This window comes from Serratia sp. root2 (assembly GCF_031931805.1).
GTDB lineage: Bacteria > Pseudomonadota > Gammaproteobacteria > Enterobacterales > Enterobacteriaceae > Serratia > Serratia inhibens.
Map to the genome: position 1 here is coordinate 1,036,798 of NZ_JAUJXB010000001.1, position 23,719 is coordinate 1,060,516.

Sequence of the window (23,719 nt, forward strand, 5' to 3'; positions counted from 1 at the left end):
CCCCTCGATGATTCTGTTCTATCTCAAGGCACGCAAGCTGCCAATCTCTTCCCACCCGAAATGTTCCGCTTCCGCCAACACGTCGCACACTTCGCCACTGGCGGTAACGATGGCGTCGTTGAGGCTTTTTCCATGCAGCAGATGGCTGACCAGCAGCGCGGTAAACATGTCGCCGGTGCCTTTCACCCTGGATTTGATTTTGGGGTGGGTATAGCTTTGTACCTGATTGCGGCTGACCAGCAATAACCCAAGCTCATCGTCGTTTTCCGCAATGCCCGGTGCGCTGGTCACCAACACCCATTCGGTAGTGTCATTCAACAGCGCCTGTGCGGCATGCAGCGTCTGTTCACGCGTAACCAGACTGTGCTCGCAAAGCTGTTCCAGTTCAAACCCATTGGGAGTCAGGCCGTTGGCGAGGCGCAGGAGTGGCGAACGATAGTAATTGACGATACGCGGGTCCACGTACACGCCTTCACCGTAATCGCCCATCACCGGATCGATATAGATTTTTATCTGCGGATTGATAGCGCGAACGCGCTGCAACCAAGCGTCCAGAATATGACATTGGCCGACATCGCCCAGATAGCCGACGATCACCGCTCGGGCGCGTTTCATCACGCCGCGAGCGATCAAATCGTCCAGAAAGCCGCTGAACCATTCGGCTGAAATCACGCTACCGCTGGGGGCACCGTAATAGGGCGGGCAGCCGAACAGCACGCTGGGCACCTGCAGCGCTTCCAGCCCCTTTTTCAGCAGGGTGCGATAGGCGATACCGTTGCCGACGCTGCCATACACCACCTGCGATTGAATGCTGATCACATCAATTTGCGGCGGTTGCAATTGAAAAGTCTGTTGCATCTAACACGTCCTTTGTTCGTTTTTATCCAGCCACCGCGCAAACACCTGGCGGGCGCGCTGTTCCAATTGTGCGCCATGGCGTGCGGCCTGATCGCGCAATTGCTGTGGAGCAATGCCGGCCAACTCCAGCTCACAAGCGTGGCCAACCAGCCAGCGTTCAATATCGCGATGGTCGGCTTCCAGGTGGAACTGCAATCCCAGCGCGAAATCCTGATATGCAAACGCCTGATAACGGCAAGCCTCGGTGCTGGCCAAACAGGTTGCACCCTCAGGCACAGTAAACATATCACCGTGCCAGTGCAGCACCGGCGTTGCCGCCAGCGGCGCCAATACGGAGTCTTCATTTTCCGCCAGCGTCAGCGGCGCGTAACCGATCTCTTTCACTCCCAGCGAGACAACGCCGGCACCCAAAGCCTGAGCCATCACCTGTGCCCCCAGGCAAATGCCGATCGTGGGCCGACGTTGCTGTAACCGCTGGGTGACCAGCGCCAATTCGTCGTTGAGAAACGGATACTGCTGCTGCCCGGCAAAATGCTGTGCGGCGCTGATCGGCCCACCGAGCAACACCAGCAAATCGGTGTCTTCATTATGAATGGCGCGGATATCGTCACGGCCTGCATCGTAATAATCAATCTGATAGCCACGCAGTGAAAGCAGTGATCCCAGAATACCGAGGTTTTCAAAATTTACATGCCTGATAGCGACAACTTTTTTCATTGTTCTACCTCCCTGGCATCGTGATAAGGCTCCAGTTCCAGCGCATCGCCGAGCACGGTAATACCGCTGGTACCGCTCTGATAAACAATCCGGCGCTCTTTGACCTGGCTGATGTGCAATTGATAGCCCTGCGCTGCGGGGAATAACGCGCAGGCCTGTTGCAGGTGTTCGGCAGCCCAGGGCGTGAACATCTGCAAGCGAGCGAAGGCTTTGCCGGCATGCTGTATGTCGAGTACGTAATGTTTTTCCATTTTGACCCCTTAACTTTTGCGTTCGAAACGGGTAATCTAGTTTGAACTAATACAAAAAGGCTTTATGTATGAGTTCATTGTATGCAAAAGGCGGCAGCGCTGTCCAGATTGCTGAACGGATCGGCGCGCAGATAAAGCGGGGTGACTTGCAACCGGGTGACCTGTTGCCGCCGGTGCGTCAGTTGGCCGGGGAACTGGGAGTGAACCCCAATACCGTGGCCAGTGCGTACGCCAAGCTGAGGGATGCCGGGTTGGTGGCCACTCGTGGCCGCGCCGGTACTCAGGTGCTGGAGCCGCCGTTAAGGGCGGTGCGTAGCGTAAGACAGGTGCCAGAAGGCCTGTGCGATTTGGCCAGTGGCAATCTGGATGTGGCGCTATTACCGGCGCTGTCGCTGGGCAAGGATGACGTATTCCCGCAGCAGAATGGCTATGACGTCAGCGGTGATTTACCGGCATTGTGTGCGCTGGGCAGCGAGTGGCTCAGCGAACAAGGTGCAAGGCTGGGCGAACCGGCGGTGTTTTCCGGCGCGCTGGACGCGATTGAAAAGGCGCTGCGCTGCCATGCGGCACCGGGGGCGGCGGTATGGGTGGAAGATCCTTGTTGGCCACCGTTGTTGACCTTGCTGCGGCATCTTCGCCTAAAACCGCTGCCGTTGGCGATAGATGAACAAGGGTGCCAATTGCCGGAGAAGGATGCCGCAACGCTGGGTTGCGCGGTGATCCTCACGCCACGCGCGCAGAACCCGACCGGGATGTCGCTCAGTGCTGCCCGCGCCAGGTGTTGGCGTGAGTTCCTGGCGCAACGGCCCGGCTGCCTGGCGATTGTCGATGATTTCTGGGGGCCGCTGTCGCAACAGCCGCTGCATTTACCCTGCAGTGCCGACAACGGCCTGTATGTGTTGTCACTGAGTAAGTTCCTCAGCCCGGATCTGCGCATTGCGTTGGCTTGTGGTGCACCGCCGTTATTGCAAGCGATGCGTGCCGATCAATATATCCGTGAGCGCTGGGTTAGCCATATCTTGCAGCAGATTGCCGTCAAATTATGGACGCAGGTGCAGGGCGATGGCCTGCTATTGCGGGCGCAGGAAATCTATCAGGCGCGGCGCGATGCGCTGGCAGCGCGAATGGGCGCTCTGGCCGGCTTGTCGTTGCCACCGGGAGAAGGCGTGCATATCTGGTTGCCGGTGCGCTCAGAAGCCGCCGCTAGCCAAATCATGGCGCAGCGCGGCTGGCTGGTGCAAAGCGGTGAGCCGTTCCGACTGAAAAGTGGTCCGGCTGTCCGCATCAGCCTGGCCAACCTGCTTGAGGAAGAACGAGAGCGACTGGCGCAGGATTTGGCGGTGGCGATGGTCGCCGGCACCTCGGTTAACTGAATGTAAGGCAGCAAATCGGTATGGCCAATGGCCAATGGTCAATGCCGATTTAACGCTTATAGCCCCGCTCACCGATCAAGCCAACGTCAGACGCTCCTGCGCCAGCAGTTGCAAAGAGGCCAGGCGAGCGGCGGGTTGGCTGACCGGTGTATCAATAACGAACTCTTCCACGCCATAGAGCTGGTGCAATTGGTCCAACTGCCGGCGCACCTGCTGTGCAGTGCCGAGCAGAATGTGGCTTTCGCGCGGCTCGATGCGGTAATCGGTGGCGCCGGCCTGCTGAACAAAACTCTCCGCCTGCTCCAGGCTGCCCACCGTCACGCTCTGCCCGCCGGCCACGTGCACGCGGTATTGCTGGATCCCGGCCGCCAACTCTTTGGCCTGCGCGGCCGTGTCTGCGACTATCGCCGCTACCGCCAGCAGGGCTTTGCGGCCACCGCTTTGCGCGGAGTAGTGCGCCAGCGCCCGCTGAATATCGTCTGGATTGCCATTGAGCTGTGCGGCAAAAACAAACGCCCAGCCGTGTTCGGCGGCCAGTTGAGCGCTTTCGCTACTGGCACCCAGCAGAAAGCGTTGAGCGGATTGCTCAGGCTGCGGTGTGGCGCTCAGGCCGGGTTGCGCATCGTCATTCAGATAAGCGTTGAGCTGCGCCAACTGCTGCGGAAAATCCGGCTTATTCTGCTGGTCATGCGCGGCCTGCAATGCCTGGGTAGAGAGCGGCAGCCCGCCGGGGGCTTTCCCCACGCCCAGATCCACCCGGCCCGGTGCGAGCGTTGCCAGCAGGTTGAAGTTTTCCGCAACCTTATAAGCGCTGTAGTGTTGCAACATTACGCCGCCTGAACCGATGCGAATACGTGAGGTTTGCCCGAGCAAATAGGCGATCAATACTTCGGGCGAAGGGCAGGCGAGCTGTGGGGTATTGTGGTGCTCCGCCAGCCAGAAACGGCGATAGCCCCAGAGTTCCGCCTGTTGCGCCAGATGCAGCGTACGCGTCAGCGCCTGGGCGGCGCTTTCTCCTTCGGCAATCGGACTTTTATCCAACACGCTCAAGGCATAAGCCATTTTCCTGCTCCTTTATCATCAATTATTTATGACAAATACCATGCAGGAGGCAAAGGGCTTAATACTGATTCGGGATAGGATATTCCATTGATAAAAAACGGATTTAGATATGCGTGACGCGGTTTAAGCCAGGCGGCGCTTGCGCTCAGGACTCCAGCCAGGTTTTCAGGCGCAGCGCATCAGCGTAATGGCCATAACGCTGCTGCGCGCCCAGCAGAATTATCACGATCGGCTGCCCTTTGATGACGGTTCTCATCACCACACAGTGACCGGCCTCGTTGGTATAGCCGGTTTTTTGCAGCTGAATTTTCCAGTTGCGATTATTGATCAGACCGTTGGAACTGCGGTACACCAGTTGGCCGCGCCCGGGGTACACGACATGCTGCTTATCGGTACTGAAACGACGAATGGTTTGATAGCGATAAGCGTGATTGACCATTTTAAGCAGATCGTTGGCGCTGGCGACATTACGCGGCGTTAGCCCGGTAGGGTCGTAGAAACGGGCGTGTTTCATGCCGATGCTGCGCGCCTTCTGATTCATTTTCGCCACAAATGCCTTGCGGCCGCCGGGGTAGTTACGGCTCAACGCGGCTGCCGCACGGTTCTCGGAGGACATCAACGCAATGTGCAACATATCACGGCGGCTGAGTGACGAACCCAGGGTCAGCCGCGAGTGGGTTTTCTTCAACAAATCCCGATCGGCGGCGGTCACTCTCATTTTATTGCCCAGCGGACGGCGGCTATCCAGCGCCACCATAGCGGTCATCAGTTTGGTCAGTGAAGCAATGGGTAACGTGCGATTGGCCTGTTTCTGGAACAGCGTTTTGCCGGTGCGCTGATTGACGACCAGCACGGCTTTGGAGTGTAACACCAGCGGCGCGGTGGCCTGTGCCGGAGCGATAACAAACAGCAGGCTGAGCGCGATAACGGCGCGAAAACGCCGAAGGGAAAAAGGGATAACACAATTCAGGAATGTCATGACAAGCGAGGCTCTTACCCTAAACGTCTAAAAAATATCAGCAAGAGTTTGCACAACAAATGTGGAGAAAATAGGGTGAAGACGGTGAATATGCCGGTAAAAGACCAGAGTATTCATCATGATGTCAGGTAGGGGGATAGCAAGCCATCCCCCATTGAAAATCAATACACTTCAGGGACGACCATATCGTCAGGCACCGGATGGCGGTTATAGTCCGGGCTGCGCTTGCGCGGCGGCAGAGTGATCACGTTGCCTTCAGTCTCTTCGTAAGGCAGTTGCTGGAGCAGGTGGCTGATGCAGTTCAACCGAGCTTTTTTCTTGTCGACGCCCTGAACTACCCACCACGGCGCTTCCGGAATGTTAGTGCGCGCTAACATGATTTCTTTCGCTTCGGTGTAGTCTTCCCAGCGGCGGCGGCTCTCCAAATCCATCGGGCTGAGCTTCCACTGTTTCAGCGGATCGTGAATGCGGCTGAGGAAGCGCAGCTCCTGCTCGTCATCGGTGATCGAGAACCAGTATTTGATGATTTTGATGCCGCTGCGTGTCAGCATTTTCTCAAATTCCGGCACGCTGCGGAAAAACTCTTCATATTCCTCGTCGTTGCAAAAACCCATCACTTTTTCCACCCCGGCGCGGTTATACCAGCTACGGTCGAACAGCACGATTTCACCCGCCGCCGGCAGGTGAGCGATGTAGCGCTGGAAATACCATTGGGTGCGCTCGCGGTCGTTCGGTGCCGGCAGCGCGGCCACGCGGCAGGTGCGCGGGTTCAGGCGCTGGGTGATGCGTTTGATCACCCCGCCTTTACCGGCGGCGTCGCGGCCTTCAAACAGGATCACCACCCGGTGGCCGGTGCGCATGACCCAGTCTTGCAGCTTCACCAGTTCGCCCTGCAGACGCAGCAGCTCGCGGAAATACTGTTTGCGCCAGGCTTTTTTCTGATCGCTGTCCACTTCTGTGTCGTCAAACCGCAGGTCATCCAGCTCCATTTCCAGCTCCTCGTCATAGCTGTCATAAAACTCCTGCAGCAGGCGCTGGTTGAAGGTATCGTCGCGGTTAAATTCATGCATGGCCATAATTGATTCTCCGTGTTAACCCGGTTTTAGAAATGAGTGAAAACCCAGTACAGCGCAGCAGAAAGCAGCACCGAGGCCGGCAGCGTCAAAACCCAGGCCATCAGCAGGTTGCGCAGGGTCGACATTTGCAGGCCGGAGCGGTTGGCCGCCATGGTGCCGGCGATGCCGGAGGACAGAACGTGGGTGGTCGAAACCGGCAGGCCGAAGGCGTCTGCCGCACCTATGGTGGTCATCGCCACCAGCTCGGCGCTGGCTCCCTGGGCGTAGGTGAGGTGACTTTTACCGATTTTCTCCCCCACGGTAACCACGATGCGCCGCCAGCCGACCATGGTGCCAAGGCCGAGGGCAATCGCCACCACCACCTTGACCCAGAACGGGATAAAGCGGGTGGCACTGTCCAGATCGCCTTTCAATGCATCCAGATTGCGCTGTGAGTCGGCGGAAAGCTGAAGCTGTTTTTCCGCTTTCAGGTGCTTGATGGTTTCCGATGCCAGATACATATCGTTACGGGTGTTGGACACCGCCTGCGCCGGGATCTTGTCGACCGATCCGTACTGGCGGACTTGATCGCCGATGGCGCCGGTCAACTGCGCCAGCGCGGGCACTACGTCCGGCGTCAGCTCATTGGTGCGCACGTAACCGGTGAGCACCTCGCGCGGCGGTACCTGGCTGAACGCCGGAAATTGACGCAACAGATCGTTTTTGGTGACCTCCGCCAACGCGGCCACGCGCGGGATTTGCTCCGGCGACATTGAGCGGTTCAGGGCATAGGCGATCGGCATGGTACCGACCAGGATCAGCATGATCAGGCCCATGCCTTTTTGCCCGTCGTTGGAACCGTGGGCGAAGGAGACGCCGGTACAGGTGAGGATCAACAAACCCCGGATCCACAGCGGCGGCGGCGCATCATTTTTGGGGGCGGTGTACAGCTGACGGTTTTTAACGAACACCTTCAACGCCAGCAGCAGCAGGGCGGCGAACACAAAACCGATCACCGGTGAAAGCAGCAATGCGTAACCCACTTTAAGCGCCTGTCCCCAGTCCACGCCGCTGGTGCCGGTGCGGCCGTGGATCAGGGCGTTGGCCACGCCCACGCCGATGATGGAACCAATCAGCGTATGTGACGAGGAGGCAGGCAACCCGAGCCACCAGGTGCCCAGGTTCCAGATAATCGCCGAGAACAGCAGGGCGTAAACCATGGCAAAGCCGTTACCGGTGCCGGCTTGCAGAATCAACTCAACCGGCAGCAGCGAAATGATGCCGAACGCCACCACGCCGCTGGAGAGCAAAACGCCGAGGAAGTTGAAAAATCCCGACCAAACCACCGCCACCATCGGCGACAGTGAATGGGTGTAAATAACGGTGGCTACCGCATTGGCGGTATCGTGAAAACCGTTAACGAATTCAAAGCCCAGCGCAATCAGCAGCGCTAACCCCAATAAAAGAAAAGGGAGGTAGCTGGTATATACTGCCCCGGCGTCGGTCACGTCGTTAAATAGATTTACTCCGGCAAAAGCGATCCCCAGTACTAATAAAAAAACAAAAAAAAGAACAGTGAGTCGGCTGTTCTTTTGGTAGATCTTTGGCAGGCTGGACGCAGCTGGAACACCTGCTTGAACGGCGCTGTTATCGCTCATAAAGGACCTTCCCGATAAACTTCATTAGAATACTGACGGTGTTGAACGGCGTTGCCATGAAAGTATTGGGAAATAATGTGACTTTTTTATGACGGTAATATTAATCATCTGGAAAAGTGAAAATAATTAACGTTGGTATTTAAAGATTGATATAAAGGCTGAGTCTGGTTTATTGATCAATGCGGTTATTCGGGATAAAGATTTATGGTTCAAACGGTTGCGGATAAAATGCACAAGCTTGATTTTGATGATGAGGTTACCGGGCTGATTTACGGCCACGTGTTCCGCACGGGAGAACCGCCGCTGCGCGTCTCTTCGCAGCAGGCTTGCCAGGCTTACCGGGATCTGTCGCCGGGTGGGGGATTTATCTGGTTGCACCTCAATCTGAACCATGCGGCGGCAGAGAAATGGCTGAAAAATCACTTTGCGATCTCCGACTTTTTCTTCGATGAAATCCGTCACGGCTCCCATACCACGCGCATCGAACGGCAGGGTGACGATCTGTTTGCCGTGCTTAACGACGTAATTTTCCACCCTAAAGAAAATAATCCGGAGATCGCCACGCTGTGGTTGTATTGCCGCAGCGGGCTGGTGGTTACCGTGCGGCACAAGCCGTTGCGGTTGATCGAACGGCTGCTGGGCCGTCTGGGGCCGCTGCAACTGGCCTCGTCCACCGAGCTGTTGGCGCACTTGCTGGAAGAACAGGAAGAGGTGCTGGAACAGGTGGTGCGGCAGGCCAACCTGTATGTCGACACCATCGAAGATCGCCTGCTGAGTAACCATGTGAAACGCAACCGCACAGAACTGGGACGCATGCGCCGCATGCTGTTGCGTTTTCAGCGCCTGCTGGCACCGGAACCGGCCGCGCTGTTCCGCCTGCTGAACCGGCCACCGGCCTGGCTAAGCCGGGACGTGGTGCAGGATCTGCGGCAGTTTACCGAAGAATTCACCGTGGTATTGAACGATCTGGCCAGCCTGACCGAGCGCATTCGCCTGCTGCAAGAGGAGATTGGCGCCAAGCAAATGGAGCAGAACAATCGTACGCTGTACACCCTGACGGTGATCACCGTGCTGGCACTGCCGATCAACATCGTCGCCGGTTTCTTCGGCATGAACGTGGGGGGGATCCCGCTGGCCAGCAATCACCACGGCTTTATTCTGCTGGTGTTGCTGGTCGGCGGTTTTACGTTGGTCACCGGTTATCTGGCGTTCAGGCGCCGGGATGAAAGCTGATTACAGCCTCGCCCGGTACTCTTCTTCCAGCTTGGCGTGGGTGCTCCAGAACGGGCGTGGCTGGCGATCGTGCAGGCGGTCGAGCAGGATATCGAGATGGGTATGCCATCCGCCGGCCACGCTGAGCATGTCGTCACGGTTGGCCAGGCGTCGGTGAGTGACCGTCAGCAGCACCGCATTGTCCTGTTCGGTCAGTTCAAACGTCACTTCGGAAGGGCGACCCTGCTCCTGTTCCGCCCAGGTAAAGCTCAGTAGCCGCGGCGGGAAAAGGCAGGTGATATGGCCCAGGTGTTTGCCGCTGCAGTCGCTTTGTCTGTATTTGGCGGGGGCCTGCTCGTGTTCGCCCGTCAGATCCGAATTGCGAAATACCAGCTCCACCGCCGCGCCTTTTTCCAGTGTCATCACGCCGGCGGCCAACCAGGTGGCGCGCTTGTCGGATTCCGTCAGGTAGGCCCAGACCCGTTCGATCGGGCCGGGCAGCAGCCGCTGAATGCGCAGCGTGCCGGTTTCAATAATCATACCGTAGTCGTTCATGGTTCACTCCTTGGGAGGATACTGTTCGGGCTGCCGCAGCGCGACTTCCAGCGCGTCCAGCCGTTCTGTCCAGAAATGCTCGTAGGTTTGCAGCCATTGCATGGCCTGCGCCATTGGCCCGGGTTCAAGCCGGCAGATATGGTTTCTTCCCTGCACGGTTCGCTGCACCAGCCCAGCAAGCTCCAGTGCTTTGATATGCTTGGAGGCGCCGGCAAACGACATCTGCAACGGCGCGGCCAGTTCACCAATGCTGTGCTCGCCGTCGGCCAGCGCACGCAAAATAGCGCGGCGCGTTGGGTCGGAAAGCGCGTGGAAAATGGCGTCCAGCTGTGAGGAAGATAATTTAACCATATGGTTGAATATAGAACACGGAGGTGAATATTCAACCGATTCGTTGAATATTTTTTGCTATTGCCCCGGCCGGTTAACCGGGGCGAGGGGTCAGGCGCCCGTTTGCGCCAGCAGCGCGTTGAGCAGCACGTCGGCACCGGCGGTGGCCCAGGCGGGCGAAATATTTTCCAGCTCGTTGTGGCTGATGCCGTCCACGCAGGGAATAAAAATCATCGCCGTGGGGGCCACCCGGCTCAGATAGCAGGCATCGTGACCGGCGCCGGAAACCATCTCCCGGTGCGAATAACCCAGCGTTTGCGCGGCCTGGCGTACGCTGTCGATACAGTTTTCATCAAAGCGTATCGGTTGATACTGGAAGATGCGTTCGGCGCGAGCGCTCAACGTGCCGGCATCGATCTCTGCGACCGCCGCCAGCAACCGCTGCTCCATCTGTTCCAGCACCGCTTCCTGCGGATGACGGAACTCGACGCTGAAAAACACCTTGCCCGGCACCACATTGCGCGAGTTGGGGGTGATTTGCGCCATGCCTACCGTGGCGCGTGCGTCCGGCATGAAATCCTGGCCGATCTGATTGACCGCCGTGACCATAGCGGCAAAACCGAGCAGGGCGTCGCGGCGACGATCCATCGGCGTGGTGCCTGCATGGGCGCTGAAACCGAGGATCTCCAGCTCGTACCAGCGCTGGCCCTGCGCGCTGGTCACCACGCCAATCTCGATGTTTTCCGCCTCGAGGATCGGGCCTTGCTCGATATGCAACTCAAAGGCGGCGTGGATTGGTCTGCCGCCGACCGGGTCGTCGCCGTCATAGCCGATTTGCTTCAGCGCTTCGCCGATACTGATGCCCTGCGCATCGCGGCGCGACAGGCCGTATTCTTCATCGAACACGCCGGCAAACACACCGGAGGCGATCATCGCCGGGGCGAAACGGGCACCTTCCTCGTTAGTCCAGTTAACCACCTCCAGTGCGCGCTCGGTGGCAATCTGACGATCGTTCAGGGTGCGGATCACTTCCAACCCGGCCAGCACGCCGTAAATACCGTCAAAGCGCCCGCCGTTGGGCTGGGAGTCGACGTGGGAGCCGGTGACGACCGGTGCCAGTTCCGGGCGGGTTCCTTCGCGGCGCAAAAACATATTACCCATGCGATCGACCCGCACGCTGCATCCCGCTTCCAGCGCCCAGGCACGCAGTTGGTCGCGCGCCTGACGATCTTCCTCGCTCAGCGCCAGCCGGGTGACGCCGTCTTTCGGGATGGCACCGAACTGCGCCATATCGCGCAGGCTTTGCCACAGCCGCTCGCCGTTAACCTGGGGGATCATTTTTTCTCTCCCGACGGCTTTGCGGCATAGCGGAAATCGCAGCAGGGCGCGCCGGACATAATGGTTTGGGTGCGTTGCAGCTCGACGTCCGGCGCATAACCGACGATAAACTGACTGTCGCGGGCGCAAGACAGCAGATGGCCAATCTCGCCCAGCCCCATCTCATGATACATCTCGGCATAACGGCAGCGGGTGACGTTATAGTCGAACTGCCGCTCGTCTTGGTGGATCACCGTCACCTGGAGCGCGTCGTCTTTTTCCCACAGATACTGCAAGGCGGCGAAACTCTGCAAATCGGCGCCATTCGGCTCCTGCGCAGCAAACTGCCTGCCCGCATCGATGGCGGCGTTTTCAATGGCCTCGCCAATCACCGCCTGCGCGCGCTCTTTGCCGATTTCACGCACCAGAATCTGGTAGATCGGCTTGATGATCTCGGCTTCGATACGCCGACGGGCCAGAATGCCCAATTCGTTTTTTGCACAGCTCATCACCTTGCTCCCCTTTGCTTTATTATTGTGTTTTAGCGCCGCCCAACACGCTCTGCGGCTGCCATTTGCCGTCGATCACCTTGTAGAGGGTGAAGCTTGGCTGTTGCAGGTTACCCTGCGGATCGAATGCGATGTTGCCGGTGACGCCCTGATAATGAATGGTGTGCAGTTTCGGCAGATAATCGGCCGGATTGGCGGAGCCTGCCTGTTCCATGGCGGCAATCAATACCCGGGTGGCGTCATAGGCGAACGGCGCATGCAGTTCGATGTGGGTCTTGTAGCGATCGCGGTATGCCTGCTCAAAGGCTTTGCCGCCCGGCATCTTTTCCAGCGGCAGGCCCGGCTCCAGCGCCACCACGCCTTCGCCTTCCTTCTGCGCCAGCGTCAGGAAGGTTTGGCTGACAAAGCCGCCGGCACCCATCAGTTGAGTGTTCATGCCCAACTGTTTGATGCGGCGGGCCAGCGGTGCCGCCTGTGAATCCACGCCGCCGAAGAAGATCAGATCGGCATTCTTGCTGCGAACGGTAGTCAGCACCGCACTGAAATCGACGGTTTTGTCATCGACGTATTCACGCGCTACCGGCTGTATGCCTTGCGCCGCCAGCGACTTGATAAACTCGTCCGCCAGCCCCTGGCCGAACGCGGTGCGATCGTCGATGACCGCAATGCGTTTGGCTTTCAGCACCTTGACCGCATATTCACCGGCGTAATTACCACCGTCATCATCATGGCCCATCACGCGAAAGCTGGTATCAAACCCCTGTTGAGTATAGGCATGGCCTGTGGCAACCGGCGCAACCTGGGCAATGCCGGCATCGTGATAAATGCGCGCCGCCGGGATACTGGTGCCGGTATTCCAATGGCCGACCACGCCGGCGACGCCTTCGTCCACCAGACGCTGCGCCACTGCCACGGCGGTTCGCGGGTCGGACTGGTCGTCCTCGGAAAGCAGTTTAAAGGTGACAGGCTTGCCGTTCAGCGTCGGTTTCTGGGCGTTGGCGTCGGCGATCGCCAACTGAGCGCCGTTTTCCAGATCCTTGCCGATACGGGCGGAAGGGCCGGTCAGCGGGCCGGCCAGACCGATCAGAATGGTGTCGGCGGCCTGCGCAGGCGCGGCTGTGCCAAGGGTAGCCAGAACGGCGGCGGCAAGGGCCAACGGCTTAAAGCGAGTTATCTTGTTCATGTAAAACTCCCGGTGCGGTTAAAAGTAAAAACGGTTATTCGCCCAGATAGGCTTGTTTGATTTTTTCATCGTCGAGCATGCCGGCAGACCGGCCGCTGTGGCTCAGGCTGCCACTGTCCAGCACGTAGGCGCGATCGGTCGATTCCAGCGCCAGCCGGGCATTCTGTTCTACCAGCAATAGCGTGACGCCGTCACTGGCGAGGGTTTTGATCACGTCAAAAATGGCTTCGACCACGATCGGCGCCAGACCCATTGACGGCTCATCCAGCACCAGCAGACGAGGCCGGCTGAGCAGCGCACGGCCCATCGCCACCATCTGTTGTTCGCCGCCGGAGAGCAGCCCGGCTTGTTGCCGCAGCCGCTCGCGCAGGCGTGGGAAAAGGGCGCAAACCCGTTCCAGATCATGCCGTACCGCCGATTTATCGCGGCGGGAGTATGCACCCAGCTGCAAATTTTCCAGTACCGTCATGCGGGCGAAAATGCCACGGCCCTCCGGCACCATCACCAACCCCTGTTGCAGCAGCCGATGCGGGGGAACGTCACGGATGGACCGACCGTCGAACAGGATCTCTCCTTCGAAGGGTTGCAGGCCGGTCAACGCGCGCAGGCTGGAGGTTTTGCCCGCACCGTTGGCACCGATCAATGTCACCTGTTCGCCGTGATTAACCGTAAAATCGATGCCTTTCACCGCATGAATACCGCCGTAAGACACTTTTAGCCGTTTGACTGACAGTAAGGGTTCAGACATGTGCCGCTCCTCCCAGATAAGCCCGGATCACCGCCGGTTCGCGCCTTACCTGCGCCGGTTCGCCTTCGGCGATGACTTTGCCGTAGTCGAGCACCGTCAGGCGGTCGCACAGCCCCATCACCAGCTTGACGTCGTGTTCTATCAGCAGCAGGGTTTTGCCGCTTTCGCGGATGCGTTGCAGCAACTCGCGCAGCGCCACTTTCTCTGCGGCGTTCATGCCGGCGGCAGGCTCATCCAGCGCCAATAATTGCGGGTCGGTAGCCAGGGCCCGGGCAATTTCCAGCCGCCGCTGGTGACCGTAGGAAAGATCGCCGGCACGGTAATGGGCGAACTGACTGATGCCGACGTACTCCAGCAACGCGTGGGATTTCTCGCGAGTTGCCCGTTCTTCCGCGCGGGCGCGGCGGTGGCGTGAAATAGCCGCCCACAGGCCGTTGCGGGTGCGTACATGGCAGCCCACCATCACGTTTTCCAGCACGCTCATCTCGTTGAACAGCCGCAGGTTCTGGAAGGTGCGAGCGATGCCGGCCTGCACGACTTTGTCGATCGCCTGCGGTTTGTAGCGACGATCCAACAGGTGGAACTCACCGCTATCGGCGCGGTACAGGCCGGTAATCAGATTGAAACAGGTGGTTTTACCGGCGCCGTTCGGCCCGATCAACCCATAGATTTCCCCCCGGCGGATACTCATGCTGACGTCATCCACGGCGGTCAGCCCGCCAAAACGTTTACTGACGTGGTTGAGGGTGAGCAATGGCGTCATGATGCGGCTCCCGATTGATGACGCGCCGGCCACAAACCCGCCGGGCGATACAGCATTACCAGAATCAGCGCCAGGCCGTAGAACAGTTGGCGGATAATTTCCGGATCGATCCACACCTGGCCGAACAGGGCTTGTTGCAGTGGCCCCATGGTGCTGCGCAACAGCTCCGGCAGCGCCGCCAGCAGCAACGCGCCGAGGATCACGCCGGGAATGTGCCCCATGCCGCCCAGCACCACCATCGCTAGTACGGCTATCGACTCTTGCAAGGTGAAGGACTCCGGTGAGACAAATCCCTGGAACGCGGCAAACAGCGCGCCGGCGATGCCGCCGAACGTGGCGCCGATGGCGAATGCCAGCAGTTTGAAGTTACGGGTGTTGATGCCCATCGCCCGCGCTGCGTCCTCATCTTCGCGGATGGCGATCCAGGCGCGGCCAACTCGTGAGTGCTGCAGGCGCAGGCAGATAAACAGGATCGCCAGCAGCAGGGCGGCGAACAGGTAGTAATACAAATACAGCGAGGAAAAACGGATGCCGAACCATTCATGCATGCCGGAAAACTTCAGGCCGAACAGGCTGACCGGATCGATGCCGGAAATGCCCTTTGGGCCGTTGGTGATATTGACCGGGCGATCGAGGTTACGCATCAGAATGCGCACGATTTCGCCAAATCCCAGAGTGACGATCGCCAGATAATCGCCGCGCAGGCGCAGCGTCGGTGCGCCGAGCAGGATGCCGCACAGCGCCGCCAGCACGGCGGACAGCGGTATCAGCAGCAGGATGGACAGATGCAACCCATTTGGGAACCAATGCAACAGCAACGGAAACTGTTCGGTCAGATGCGGCGATGACAGCAGCGCGGTCAGATAGGCACCCACAGCGTAAAAGGCGATAAATCCCATGTCCAGCAGGCCGGTCAGGCCGACGACGATATTCAGCCCCAACGCCAGCATCAGATACAGCAATGCAAAGTCGATCACCCGGACCCAATAGTTGCCGCCGGCGGCACCCGCCAGCCAGGGGGCCAGCAGCAGGCCGAGCATGAACAGCGCGGCACCGAGTTTGGCGCGGCCGGGGGTGGCGGTTTGCAAGGGGGTAGTCAGAACGGTCATTTTATCTCCTCAGGCGCGGGTGGCGACGCGCTCGCCCAGCAGCCCGGATGGGCGTAGTACCAGTACCGCAATCAGTATCAGGAAGGCGAAAACGTCCTGATAATTGCTGCCGAAGGTGCCGCCGGTCAGTTCGCCGAGATAGCCGGTACCCAGCGATTCAAATAGCCCCAGCAATAGTCCGCCGAGCATCGCGCCGCGCAGGTTGCCTATGCCGCCCAGCACCGCGGCGGTAAAAGCCTTGATGCCCGGCAGGAAGCCCATGGAGAAGCCGGCGTTACCGTAGTTGCTGGCCATCATGATGCCTGCCACCGCCGCCAGCGCGCCGCCGAGAGCGAAGGTCAAAACGATGACCCGGTTGGGATCGATGCCCATCAGGCCGGCGACCTGCGGATTTTCCGCCGTGGCACGCATCGCGCGGCCAAAGCGCGAATGTTCGACCAGCAACAGCAGCCCGGCCATCACCAGTACGGCGACAACCAGCGTGGCGATACCGGTACCCGTGATCACTGCCGGCGCATGCCCGGCGCTGCCCTGAGTCAAGGCGATGGGGGACATGGGCAGCAGTTGCGGGAACATCAACGGATTGCGCGACCAGATCAGCATCGCCAACGTTTGCAGCAACAGCGAGACGCCGATACCGCTGATCAACGGCGCCAGACGTGGGGCATTGCGCAGGCGGCGGTAGGCCAGGCGTTCAATGCTCATCGATACCAGTGCGCACACCGCCATGGCGATCGCCGTCGCCAGCAACAGCACTGTATACGGCGGCAGAAAGGGGAAATGATGCTGCAACACGCCGATAGCCGACAGAGCGCTCAGTGCGCCGACCATCAGCACATCGCCGTGGGCGAAATTGATAATGCGCAGAATGCCGTACACCATGGTGTAACCCAGGGCGATAAGCGCATAAATACTGCCGAGCATCAGTCCGTTGACGGTCTGCTGTACCAGCGTATCCATAGGGAGAGTCCCGAAAATAATGATTCAGGAGGCTCAGAGTAGAGAATTAAAAAAAATTGTAAAATACGGAAAAATAATTTCTTATATAAAAAATGCGTGTTTTTAATTTATTGATTTATTTGTATATTAATTTAAATCCGCAACCGATTTTTTACCAAAATAGTCAATATATGAAAAAAACAGAAGAGTACGACGCCCTGTTGCCGAACGATCCGCCGCTGCGCGCCGTACGGGCGTTCGAGGCTATCGCCCGCCTGGGCAGCATTACCGCGGCGGCGAAGGAGCTGGCGATATCTCCCTCGGCGGTCAGCCATCAGCTCAAAACGCTGGAGGCTTTTCTGCAAATGCCACTCACCGAACGGCAGGGCCGCAAGCTGATCCTGCGCAGCGAAGGGCGCGAGTATTACCGCTCGATCCGCTCGGCGTTTAACGTGTTGCGCCAGGCAACGGAGCATGTTCGTGAGCAATCGGCCTCCCGGCAGGTGACCATCAGCCTGATCCCGCTGTTCGGCATGGGCTGGTTTATTCCGCGTTTGCACGGTTTTTTGCGTGAGAACCCCGACATCGACATCAACGTGGTGTACGCCAATCATCGCAACTATCTCAGTGATGCCGCCGATATTTCGATTCGCTTTGGCGTGGGGCAATGGACGGGCTATCGCAGCGAAAAACTGATGTCCGGCAAAATGGTACCGGTGTGCAGCCGCAGTTTTATCAGGTTGCACGGGCTGCTGGATACGCCGGATCAGCTTTTGCCGCTGCCGTTGTTGCACGACGAAGAACGCAATACCTGGATGCAGTGGTTCCAGCAGGCCGGCGTCAGGCGGCCGCTGCGCAGCACCGGGCCGATGTTTGAGGATGGCCTGCTGACGTTGGCTGCCGTGCAGTCGGGGCTGGGCTGTGCCCTGATGCGCGAACCGCTGATCGAGCCCTATCTTAACAGCGGCGAGCTGGTTAAGTTGTTTGACAGGCCGATTGACGATGGCCGCGATTATTACCTGTGCGTGCGGGCAGACAGCGAGCTGTCGCAAGAGGGGCTTAACCTGCAGCAGTGGCTGCTGCGAGAGGTTGCAGGCCAATAAAGAGACACTCGCTAACTGCCTGAATTGACTATCCTGAATAGAGTGCAATGGGCCAACAGGAGTGTCCGATGACTGCAGAGAACGAGCTGGAACAAACGCCGAAAATGAGCCTGCCGCTGCTGGCCGGTGGCGCGTTGGGCGTGGTGTTCGGCGATATCGGCACCAGCCCGCTGTATACGCTGAAAACCGTGCTTTATCTGTCTGGCGATGCGCCGTCCGCGCCGGTGATCCTCGGCCTGTTGTCGCTGATTTTCTGGACGCTGGTGATAGTGACGTCGCTCAAATACGCCATGTTCGCCATGCGCATCGATAACCGCGGCGAGGGCGGCATTATGGCGCTGATGTCGCTGCTGGTCAGCAAGAAAAACAGGCGGCCCGTCGTGGTGTTCGCCGGGCTTTTCGGTGCGGCGCTGATTTACGGTGACGGCGCAATCACCCCGGCGATCTCGGTGCTTTCGGCGCTAGAGGGGTTGAACATTGTATTGCCCGAATCCAAACCCTTTATTTTGCCGGCGGCGGTAGTGATTCTGGTCACTTTGTTCGCCATTCAGCCTCTGGGCACTGCACGCATCGGCAAGGTGTTTGGCCCGATCATGGCGCTGTGGTTTTTCTCGATCGCCGCCCTGGGCGTTTGGGGGATTATCCAGCATCCGGCGGTGCTGGTGGCCGTCAACCCAGAGTACGGCGTGGCGTTTCTGTTCTCCAACGGATTAACCAGCTTTCTGGTGTTGGGCGGGGTGTTCCTTTGCGTGACCGGCGCGGAGGCGCTGTATGCCGACATGGGGCACTTTGGCAAAAAGCCTATCTGGCTTGCCTGGTTCGGCATCGTGTTCCCCAGTTTGTTGCTGAATTATGCCGGGCAGGCCGCGCTGATCCTCTCCGGCGCCGATGTGACTCAGAATATTTTCTTCCGCCTGTGCCCACCAATGATGCAAATACCCTTGGTGATCCTGGCTACCCTGGCCACCATCATCGCCAGCCAGGCGATCATCAGTGGGGCCTTTTCCATGACCCGTCAGGCAATCCAGCTTGGCTGGTTGCCGCGCCTGCGGGTGAAGCAAACCACCGAGGAGAGCTACGGCCAGATTTACATCGGTGCCATCAACTGGCTGCTAATGGCGGTGACGGTTTTTCTGACGGTGTTCTTCAAATCCTCCGATAACCTTGCCGCCGCTTACGGCATCGCCGTTTCGCTGACCATGATCATGACCAGCGGTTTGCTGTTTGTGGCGATGCGCGAGGTGTGGCGCTGGGGATTCACCGCCAGCCTGCTGATTGCCGGCGGTTTTTTTATCGTCGATCTCAGCTTTCTGGTGGCCAATCTCAGCAAGGTACTGCAAGGGGGCTATGTACCGTTGCTGCTGGCGAGTCTGGTTTATGGCGTGATGCTGATCTGGCATCGCGGCGTGGCGGCGGCTTCACGCACGCTGGGTGAAAAGAGCATGCCGCTGGCGGATTTCCTGGCACAAATCGAAGCGCAGGCCATTCCTCGGGTGCCGGGTACGGCGATATTTCTTACGCGCAATCTGAATGGCACACCGCCGGTGATGAAATGGCACGTCAAACGGAACGGCTCGCTGCACGCCGATGTATTGACGCTGAACATCATGATCGTGAACGAGCCGCGAGTGGCGAATGCCGAGCGGTTGGTAATGCGGCAGCAGTCGCCGGGCTTCTGGTCCGGCGTGGCCAGCTACGGTTTTATGGAACGGCCGAACATTCCCCGGTTATTGCACCACGCCGAGGCGCAGAAAACCGGGTTGAATTTTGACGACGCCACCTATTATCTGGGACATGAAACCGTGGTGCGCCGCGAAGAAAACGACAGGTTACCGGCGTGGCAGCGCAGCATCTTTGCGCTGATGGTGCGTAACGGCATGCACGTGACGGATTACTACTATCTCCCCAGCGATCAGGTGGTGGAGATCAGCCGCCGGGTGCCGGTGTGACGGTCTGGCTATAGGTTAAAAGCAACGGTTATTTAGCCGCAGGCACGGCGCACGCTATAGTGCGGTGGCGCGATGTGCGCGGCTTTGCTCTGGGGACCTATGTCACTGTGTGATCTTACTGCTTTGGCTGCCGACTTGCCGCTGGCATGGCGTTCCAGCATTCTGGGGCGCGTCGGTTCGGCCAACATCAAAGTGCTGAGAATGGATCAGCGCGCCATTGACGATGAGGTTCACGAGTACCATGAGGCGCTGCTGGTGATCGAAGGCCAGCTGAGGTTGGCGGTGGAGGGCGAGGAAATTACGGTTAACGCCGGGCAACTGTATCAGGCCGCTGCCGGCGTGCCGCACCGCGTGTTGGCAGGTAGCCACGGCACGTTGGTGATTGTTGATTTACCCGAGAGTTAATGCCGGCTACCCAGCGCGGACAACGCCACGTCAACCGCCGCTAACAGCCGTTCTTTTGTGACGCCGTCACGTGCTTGTATCGATAAACCGTGCAAAAAGACCGCGAAGTAGTCGCCAAGGCTGTCGGCGTCGGTATCCGCCGGCAATTCTCCGTTTGTCACCGCCAGTTGCAGCCGCTCAATAATGCCCTGGGTACGCAGCCGGCGGTGTTCCGCCAGCCAGGTTTTGATGCCGCCGTTTTCAGCGCTGACGCTGGCAGCGGAAGAGACCACCATGCAACCCTGTGGCAGATCGCCACGGCTGTAGAGCGCCACCGCGTCTTGCAGCAGGCGCTTTATCGCCGCCCGCACGCCGTTTTCTTCGCTGAACGCCCGCTCGGCAAAGCCGCCTTCATGGTTTTCGTAGCTGGCGATGGCTTCGCGGAACAGCAATTCCTTCGAACCGAACGCCTTGTAAATGCGCGCTGAGGCGATGCCCAGTTCGGCCACCAGATCCGACATCGAGGTGCCTTCGTATCCCTGGCGCCAGAAGAGATCCCGTGCCTTCAGTAATGCCTGTTCACGGTCGAATTCGCGTGGTCTGCCTGCCATCGGTCGGCTCCTGTTTGCCTGTCATTCAGTGAGATAGGATCGCTTAAATCCCCCCTGACGCCAACGAATTTCTAAAATCTGCTTGCCGCGGGATTCATTTAAGCCTATTGTTTGTCAATCGACAACCAATTGGAGTTTACGATGAAAACCTTAAAAGGTCCAAGCCTGCATCTCGCACAATTCAGTGACGATGCCGCCACCTTTAACAACCTGCCCGCCATTGCACAATGGGCGGCGGAAACCGGCTTTAAAGCGCTGCAAATCCCCGCGTGGGATCGCCGCTTGTTCGATTTGGCTACCGCAGCGGAAAGCCAGACTTACTGTGATGAATTGATTGGCATGCTGGCAGACAAAGGGCTGGTGGTCAGCGAACTGACCACTCACATTTTTGGTCAGTTGATGGCGGTGCACCCGGCTTATGACGCGTTGTGCGACAGTTTTGCGCCGCCGGCGCTGCACGGCAACCCGCAGGCGCGTGGCGAATGGGCGCGGCAACAACTGCTGTTGGCGGCCAAAGCCTCCGCACGGCTGGGGCTGAGCGACATGGGCACCTTTTCCGGTTCGCTGGCATGGCCCTACCTGTTTCCGTTCCCGCAGCGCCCGGCCGGGTTGATCGAGACGGCCTTCGATGAGCTGGCGAAACGCTGGTTGCCGGTGCTCAATGCCTGCGACGAACAGGGCGTAAACCTGTGTTATGAAATTCACCCCAGTGAAGACCTGCACGACGGCGTGACGTTTGAAATGTTTCATCAGCGCGTCGGCGGCCACCCGCGCTGCCAGATCCTGTTCGACCCGAGCCACTTCGTGCTGCAACAGCTGAACTACCTGGATTACATCGATATTTATAAAGATTTTATCCGCATGTTCCACGTCAAGGACGCCGAGTTCAACCCGACCGGCCGACAAGGCATTTATGGCGGTTACCAGTCGTGGACCGAACGCGCCGGGCGTTTCCGCTCGCTGGGCGACGGCCAGGTGGATTTCAAAGGCATTTTCTCCCGGTTGACACAGCACGGCTACGCCGGTTGGGCGACGCTGGAATGGGAATGTTGCCTTAAGCACCCGCAGGACGGCGCCCGTGAAGGGGCGGCGTTTATCCGCGACCATATCATCAACGTCACCGACAAGGTGTTTGATGACTTTGCCGGCGCGCCGGTTGACCAGCAACAGATCAATACCTTGCTCGGCCTGCGCTGAGCCGCGCCATTCCACCACGGAGAACACCCATGAAAATGCAAAATAACGGGTCCATGCTGTATGGACCTGAACCCGAACACGTCTATGCACGGGTCAACGGTAACCGTATTCACTGCGTCACCCTCGGCGAAGGTCGGCCAGTGTTGCTGATCCCAGGCTGGCCGCAGACCTGGTATACCTGGCGTTATGTGATGCAGGCGCTGGCAGCAGCCGGTTTTAAGGCGATAGCGGTGGATCCGCCGGGCATCGGCGATTCTGATAAACCCACCGGCGGTTATGATACCGGTAGCGTCGCCGCCGTGCTGCACCAGACCATGCTGCAGCTTGGGCACCCGAGTTATTCGCTGGTCGGCCACGATATTGGCATGTGGATCGGCTATGCGCTGGCCAGCGACTATCCGCAGGCAGTGGAAAGACTGGTGCTGACCGAAGCGGTGATCCCTGGGCTGGCGCCCGCACCGCCGATCTTTGTGTCGCCGGACCAAAACATCTTCCTGTGGCATTTCATGTTCAACCAACTGGCAGATCTGCCGGAGGCGTTGACGCTGGGTCGCGAGAGGGAGTATCTCGGCTACATCTTTAACCGCTGGTCTTATCGCCGCGATCGGGTGGCCGCAGAAACCTATATTGCCGCTTATTCTGCGCCGGGCAGCCTGCGGGCCGGTTTTGATTACTACCGCGCCATTCCCGAGACCGTGCGGCAAAACCAGCGGCGTGCCGAGAGCAGGCTCGAAATGCCGGTGATGACCATCGGCGCAGAGCACGCCACTGGCGATGCGCCTTTTGTTACGCTGCGGGATAACGCCGTGGATCTGCGGGGCGAAACGGTCGCCGGCTGCGGTCATTTTATTACCGAAGAGTGCCATGAGGCGTTTATCGCCCTGGTGGTGCCATTCCTGTCGGAGGCGCAGACCGATGCCGCTTGATACGCAAATTGCCCGTTTTCTGGCGGATACGGCAGGTGCGGCGGCACCCGGCTCCCTGGCCGAGATGCGTGCCGCCGCCGAGGCCGGGCTGCTGCAACTGCAGGGTGAAGCGGAAGCGAGCGGCGGCGTACGGGATTTTGCGATAACCGCCAACGACGGCCATGAGATCGCCATTCGCGCTTATCTTCCGCAGGGCGCGGCGGCAGAACCTTTGCCGGCCATGCTGTACGCCCATGGCGGCGGCTGGTGCCTGGGGTCTTTGGCGCTGTATGACCGGCCTTGCCAGGCGCTGGCCAATGCCACGGGCCGGTTGATCCTGTCGGTCGATTACCGGCTGGCACCGGAGCATCCGTTCCCGCAGCCGCTGGAGGATTTTTACCAGGCATTGTGCGCAGTGGTTGAGCGGGCGGATGAACTGGGGATTATCGCCGGACGCATCGCGGTCGGCGGCGACAGTGCAGGCGGCAATCTGGCGGCTGCCGTGGCATTGCTGGCCCGCGACCGAGAAGGGCCGCAGATCGAACATCAGCTGTTGCTGTATCCGGCGCTGAGCGGCGCTATGAATACCGCCAGTTATGACGACTACGCGCAGGGCTATTTCCTGACCCGGGAAGTGATGGCGTTTTGCTGGGAGACGTATCGGGGTAAAGAGGGGGAACCGCGCAATCCTTACGCCGAGCCATTGCATGCCGAAACCTTGCGGCAGTTGCCACCGGCGACCATTCTGAGCTGTGAGTACGATCCGTTACGCGATGAGGCCGAGCAGTATGCGCAACGACTGCGTGAGGACGGGGTAGCCGTGCGCTGCGAGCGATTGCCGGGCATGGTCCACGCCTGCATTCATATGCTGGGGTTAACCCCGGCGGCGCGGGTGCTGTTCGACAAGGCCGTGTAATACTTCGGCAGGTGCTGCACGCTGCACACGTCGAAC

General features: G+C 59.0%; 25 protein-coding genes. 8 read left to right on the top strand and 17 right to left on the bottom strand.

Translation table 11 applies throughout. From position 1 onward, the window contains the following. Positions 1 to 18: 18 nt before the first annotated feature. From pdxY to QZQ97_RS04875, 3 genes are read right to left on the bottom strand one after another with little or no spacing between them, the layout of a single operon-like run. A complete protein-coding gene (pdxY, locus tag QZQ97_RS04865) occupies positions 19 to 858 on the bottom strand; it encodes a pyridoxal kinase (protein ID WP_311992481.1) in 840 nt (279 codons plus the stop codon). Next, complete coding sequence (locus QZQ97_RS04870) at positions 859 to 1,575, bottom strand: glutamine amidotransferase (protein ID WP_311992482.1); 717 nt, start codon at positions 1,573 to 1,575, stop codon at positions 859 to 861. Beyond that, positions 1,572 to 1,826, bottom strand: a complete 255-nt coding sequence (locus tag QZQ97_RS04875; RefSeq protein ID WP_311992483.1) for a hypothetical protein — start codon at positions 1,824 to 1,826, stop codon at positions 1,572 to 1,574. The genes QZQ97_RS04870 and QZQ97_RS04875 overlap by 4 nt, the downstream gene beginning before the upstream one ends. A 68-nt stretch (positions 1,827 to 1,894) precedes the next feature. Here QZQ97_RS04875 and QZQ97_RS04880 point away from each other — a divergent pair, with 68 nt between their 5' ends. Continuing rightward, entirely contained in the window at positions 1,895 to 3,199 is a 1,305-nt protein-coding gene (locus tag QZQ97_RS04880; protein ID WP_311992484.1) for an aminotransferase class I/II-fold pyridoxal phosphate-dependent enzyme, read from the top strand. A gap of 75 nt (positions 3,200 to 3,274) precedes the next feature. On the opposite strand, the gene QZQ97_RS04885 is transcribed toward QZQ97_RS04880, so the two are convergent. The 4 genes from QZQ97_RS04885 to QZQ97_RS04900 all read right to left on the bottom strand — a co-directional run bounded on the left by QZQ97_RS04885 (position 3,275) and on the right by QZQ97_RS04900 (position 7,953). Continuing rightward, positions 3,275 to 4,261, bottom strand: a complete 987-nt coding sequence (locus tag QZQ97_RS04885; RefSeq protein WP_311992485.1) for an LLM class flavin-dependent oxidoreductase — start codon at positions 4,259 to 4,261, stop codon at positions 3,275 to 3,277. A gap of 145 nt (positions 4,262 to 4,406) precedes the next feature. Next, entirely contained in the window at positions 4,407 to 5,240 is an 834-nt protein-coding gene (gene pbpG, locus QZQ97_RS04890) for a D-alanyl-D-alanine endopeptidase (RefSeq protein WP_311992486.1), read from the bottom strand. Between the two features lie 161 nt (positions 5,241 to 5,401). Next, entirely contained in the window at positions 5,402 to 6,316 is a 915-nt protein-coding gene (gene ppk2 / locus QZQ97_RS04895; RefSeq protein ID WP_311992487.1) for a polyphosphate kinase 2, read from the bottom strand. 26 nt (positions 6,317 to 6,342) lie between these two features. Next, the gene (locus tag QZQ97_RS04900; RefSeq protein ID WP_311992488.1) at positions 6,343 to 7,953 is read right to left on the bottom strand and encodes an inorganic phosphate transporter; all 1,611 of its coding nucleotides are present in this window, start codon (positions 7,951 to 7,953) and stop codon (positions 6,343 to 6,345) included. 204 nt (positions 7,954 to 8,157) lie between these two features. Between QZQ97_RS04900 and QZQ97_RS04905 the strand changes: the two genes are divergently transcribed. Then, positions 8,158 to 9,186, top strand: a complete 1,029-nt coding sequence (locus tag QZQ97_RS04905) for a transporter (protein ID WP_311992489.1) — start codon at positions 8,158 to 8,160, stop codon at positions 9,184 to 9,186. Here QZQ97_RS04905 and QZQ97_RS04910 read toward each other — a convergent pair whose 3' ends face one another. The 9 genes from QZQ97_RS04910 to QZQ97_RS04950 form a co-directional block, all read right to left on the bottom strand. Next, a complete protein-coding gene (locus QZQ97_RS04910) occupies positions 9,187 to 9,720 on the bottom strand; it encodes an SRPBCC family protein (protein ID WP_311992490.1) in 534 nt (177 codons plus the stop codon). Between the two features lie 3 nt (positions 9,721 to 9,723). Then, complete coding sequence (locus tag QZQ97_RS04915) at positions 9,724 to 10,071, bottom strand: ArsR/SmtB family transcription factor (protein ID WP_006319643.1); 348 nt, start codon at positions 10,069 to 10,071, stop codon at positions 9,724 to 9,726. A gap of 90 nt (positions 10,072 to 10,161) precedes the next feature. Beyond that, the gene (locus QZQ97_RS04920) at positions 10,162 to 11,388 is read right to left on the bottom strand and encodes a Zn-dependent hydrolase (protein ID WP_311992491.1); all 1,227 of its coding nucleotides are present in this window, start codon (positions 11,386 to 11,388) and stop codon (positions 10,162 to 10,164) included. Beyond that, positions 11,385 to 11,876 (bottom strand): L-2-amino-thiazoline-4-carboxylic acid hydrolase, encoded by a 492-nt coding sequence (locus tag QZQ97_RS04925; protein WP_311992492.1) that lies wholly within the window; start codon positions 11,874 to 11,876, stop codon positions 11,385 to 11,387. The genes QZQ97_RS04920 and QZQ97_RS04925 overlap by 4 nt, the downstream gene beginning before the upstream one ends. Positions 11,877 to 11,898: 22 nt before the next feature. Then, a complete protein-coding gene (locus tag QZQ97_RS04930) occupies positions 11,899 to 13,059 on the bottom strand; it encodes a branched-chain amino acid ABC transporter substrate-binding protein (RefSeq protein ID WP_311992493.1) in 1,161 nt (386 codons plus the stop codon). A gap of 34 nt (positions 13,060 to 13,093) precedes the next feature. Then, positions 13,094 to 13,807, bottom strand: a complete 714-nt coding sequence (locus QZQ97_RS04935) for an ABC transporter ATP-binding protein (RefSeq protein WP_311992494.1) — start codon at positions 13,805 to 13,807, stop codon at positions 13,094 to 13,096. Further along, the gene (locus QZQ97_RS04940; protein ID WP_311992495.1) at positions 13,800 to 14,570 is read right to left on the bottom strand and encodes an ABC transporter ATP-binding protein; all 771 of its coding nucleotides are present in this window, start codon (positions 14,568 to 14,570) and stop codon (positions 13,800 to 13,802) included. Before QZQ97_RS04940 ends, QZQ97_RS04935 begins: the two co-directional genes overlap by 8 nt. Further along, positions 14,567 to 15,679, bottom strand: a complete 1,113-nt coding sequence (locus tag QZQ97_RS04945) for an ABC transporter permease subunit (RefSeq protein ID WP_311992496.1) — start codon at positions 15,677 to 15,679, stop codon at positions 14,567 to 14,569. Before QZQ97_RS04945 ends, QZQ97_RS04940 begins: the two co-directional genes overlap by 4 nt. Before the next feature lie 9 nt (positions 15,680 to 15,688). After that, on the bottom strand, positions 15,689 to 16,639 hold the full coding sequence (locus QZQ97_RS04950) for a branched-chain amino acid ABC transporter permease (protein WP_311992497.1): 951 nt from the start codon (positions 16,637 to 16,639) through the stop codon (positions 15,689 to 15,691). A gap of 170 nt (positions 16,640 to 16,809) precedes the next feature. Here QZQ97_RS04950 and QZQ97_RS04955 point away from each other — a divergent pair, with 170 nt between their 5' ends. The 3 genes from QZQ97_RS04955 (at position 16,810) to QZQ97_RS04965 (ending at position 20,075) form a co-directional block, all read left to right on the top strand. After that, positions 16,810 to 17,721 carry a LysR substrate-binding domain-containing protein gene (locus QZQ97_RS04955; RefSeq protein WP_442995020.1) on the top strand — a complete coding sequence of 304 codons (912 nt, stop codon included), beginning with the start codon at positions 16,810 to 16,812 and terminating at the stop codon, positions 17,719 to 17,721. 68 nt (positions 17,722 to 17,789) lie between these two features. Beyond that, the gene (locus tag QZQ97_RS04960; RefSeq protein WP_311992499.1) at positions 17,790 to 19,670 is read left to right on the top strand and encodes a potassium transporter Kup; all 1,881 of its coding nucleotides are present in this window, start codon (positions 17,790 to 17,792) and stop codon (positions 19,668 to 19,670) included. 99 nt (positions 19,671 to 19,769) lie between these two features. Then, complete coding sequence (locus QZQ97_RS04965) at positions 19,770 to 20,075, top strand: cupin domain-containing protein (RefSeq protein ID WP_311992500.1); 306 nt, start codon at positions 19,770 to 19,772, stop codon at positions 20,073 to 20,075. Here the strand turns inward: QZQ97_RS04965 and QZQ97_RS04970 are convergent. Beyond that, on the bottom strand, positions 20,072 to 20,665 hold the full coding sequence (locus QZQ97_RS04970) for a TetR/AcrR family transcriptional regulator (protein WP_311992501.1): 594 nt from the start codon (positions 20,663 to 20,665) through the stop codon (positions 20,072 to 20,074). The two genes, QZQ97_RS04965 and QZQ97_RS04970, sit on opposite strands and share 4 nt — an antisense overlap. A 141-nt stretch (positions 20,666 to 20,806) precedes the next feature. Here QZQ97_RS04970 and QZQ97_RS04975 point away from each other — a divergent pair, with 141 nt between their 5' ends. The 3 genes from QZQ97_RS04975 to QZQ97_RS04985 are packed head-to-tail and all read left to right on the top strand — an operon-like array spanning position 20,807 to position 23,683. Then, positions 20,807 to 21,862 (top strand): sugar phosphate isomerase/epimerase family protein, encoded by a 1,056-nt coding sequence (locus QZQ97_RS04975; protein WP_311992502.1) that lies wholly within the window; start codon positions 20,807 to 20,809, stop codon positions 21,860 to 21,862. A gap of 29 nt (positions 21,863 to 21,891) precedes the next feature. Next, positions 21,892 to 22,788, top strand: a complete 897-nt coding sequence (locus tag QZQ97_RS04980) for an alpha/beta fold hydrolase (RefSeq protein WP_311992503.1) — start codon at positions 21,892 to 21,894, stop codon at positions 22,786 to 22,788. Further along, positions 22,778 to 23,683, top strand: a complete 906-nt coding sequence (locus QZQ97_RS04985; protein ID WP_311992504.1) for an alpha/beta hydrolase — start codon at positions 22,778 to 22,780, stop codon at positions 23,681 to 23,683. The genes QZQ97_RS04980 and QZQ97_RS04985 overlap by 11 nt, the downstream gene beginning before the upstream one ends. Positions 23,684 to 23,719: the final 36 nt, after the last annotated feature.

Excerpts from the sequence above, each read along its gene's own strand:
- QZQ97_RS04920 (WP_311992491.1), bottom strand. The coding sequence starts at position 11,388 with ATGATCCCCCAGGTTAACGGCGAGCGGCTGTGGCAAAGCCTGCGCGAT.
- QZQ97_RS04900 (WP_311992488.1), bottom strand. The coding sequence starts at position 7,953 with ATGAGCGATAACAGCGCCGTTCAAGCAGGTGTTCCAGCTGCGTCCAGC.
- QZQ97_RS04885 (WP_311992485.1), bottom strand. The coding sequence starts at position 4,261 with ATGGCTTATGCCTTGAGCGTGTTGGATAAAAGTCCGATTGCCGAAGGA.
- QZQ97_RS04950 (WP_311992497.1), bottom strand. The coding sequence starts at position 16,639 with ATGGATACGCTGGTACAGCAGACCGTCAACGGACTGATGCTCGGCAGT.
- QZQ97_RS04940 (WP_311992495.1), bottom strand. The coding sequence starts at position 14,570 with ATGACGCCATTGCTCACCCTCAACCACGTCAGTAAACGTTTTGGCGGG.
- QZQ97_RS04875 (WP_311992483.1), bottom strand. The coding sequence starts at position 1,826 with ATGGAAAAACATTACGTACTCGACATACAGCATGCCGGCAAAGCCTTC.
- QZQ97_RS04905 (WP_311992489.1), top strand. The coding sequence starts at position 8,158 with ATGGTTCAAACGGTTGCGGATAAAATGCACAAGCTTGATTTTGATGAT.
- QZQ97_RS04970 (WP_311992501.1), bottom strand. The coding sequence starts at position 20,665 with ATGGCAGGCAGACCACGCGAATTCGACCGTGAACAGGCATTACTGAAG.
- QZQ97_RS04960 (WP_311992499.1), top strand. The coding sequence starts at position 17,790 with ATGACTGCAGAGAACGAGCTGGAACAAACGCCGAAAATGAGCCTGCCG.
- QZQ97_RS04910 (WP_311992490.1), bottom strand. The coding sequence starts at position 9,720 with ATGAACGACTACGGTATGATTATTGAAACCGGCACGCTGCGCATTCAG.
- QZQ97_RS04980 (WP_311992503.1), top strand. The coding sequence starts at position 21,892 with ATGAAAATGCAAAATAACGGGTCCATGCTGTATGGACCTGAACCCGAA.
- QZQ97_RS04880 (WP_311992484.1), top strand. The coding sequence starts at position 1,895 with ATGAGTTCATTGTATGCAAAAGGCGGCAGCGCTGTCCAGATTGCTGAA.
- QZQ97_RS04955 (WP_442995020.1), top strand. The coding sequence starts at position 16,810 with ATGAAAAAAACAGAAGAGTACGACGCCCTGTTGCCGAACGATCCGCCG.
- QZQ97_RS04945 (WP_311992496.1), bottom strand. The coding sequence starts at position 15,679 with ATGACCGTTCTGACTACCCCCTTGCAAACCGCCACCCCCGGCCGCGCC.
- QZQ97_RS04925 (WP_311992492.1), bottom strand. The coding sequence starts at position 11,876 with ATGAGCTGTGCAAAAAACGAATTGGGCATTCTGGCCCGTCGGCGTATC.
- QZQ97_RS04870 (WP_311992482.1), bottom strand. The coding sequence starts at position 1,575 with ATGAAAAAAGTTGTCGCTATCAGGCATGTAAATTTTGAAAACCTCGGT.
- QZQ97_RS04985 (WP_311992504.1), top strand. The coding sequence starts at position 22,778 with ATGCCGCTTGATACGCAAATTGCCCGTTTTCTGGCGGATACGGCAGGT.
- QZQ97_RS04930 (WP_311992493.1), bottom strand. The coding sequence starts at position 13,059 with ATGAACAAGATAACTCGCTTTAAGCCGTTGGCCCTTGCCGCCGCCGTT.
- pbpG (WP_311992486.1), bottom strand. The coding sequence starts at position 5,240 with ATGACATTCCTGAATTGTGTTATCCCTTTTTCCCTTCGGCGTTTTCGC.
- pdxY (WP_311992481.1), bottom strand. The coding sequence starts at position 858 with ATGCAACAGACTTTTCAATTGCAACCGCCGCAAATTGATGTGATCAGC.
- QZQ97_RS04935 (WP_311992494.1), bottom strand. The coding sequence starts at position 13,807 with ATGTCTGAACCCTTACTGTCAGTCAAACGGCTAAAAGTGTCTTACGGC.
- QZQ97_RS04975 (WP_311992502.1), top strand. The coding sequence starts at position 20,807 with ATGAAAACCTTAAAAGGTCCAAGCCTGCATCTCGCACAATTCAGTGAC.
- QZQ97_RS04915 (WP_006319643.1), bottom strand. The coding sequence starts at position 10,071 with ATGGTTAAATTATCTTCCTCACAGCTGGACGCCATTTTCCACGCGCTT.
- ppk2 (WP_311992487.1), bottom strand. The coding sequence starts at position 6,316 with ATGGCCATGCATGAATTTAACCGCGACGATACCTTCAACCAGCGCCTG.
- QZQ97_RS04965 (WP_311992500.1), top strand. The coding sequence starts at position 19,770 with ATGTCACTGTGTGATCTTACTGCTTTGGCTGCCGACTTGCCGCTGGCA.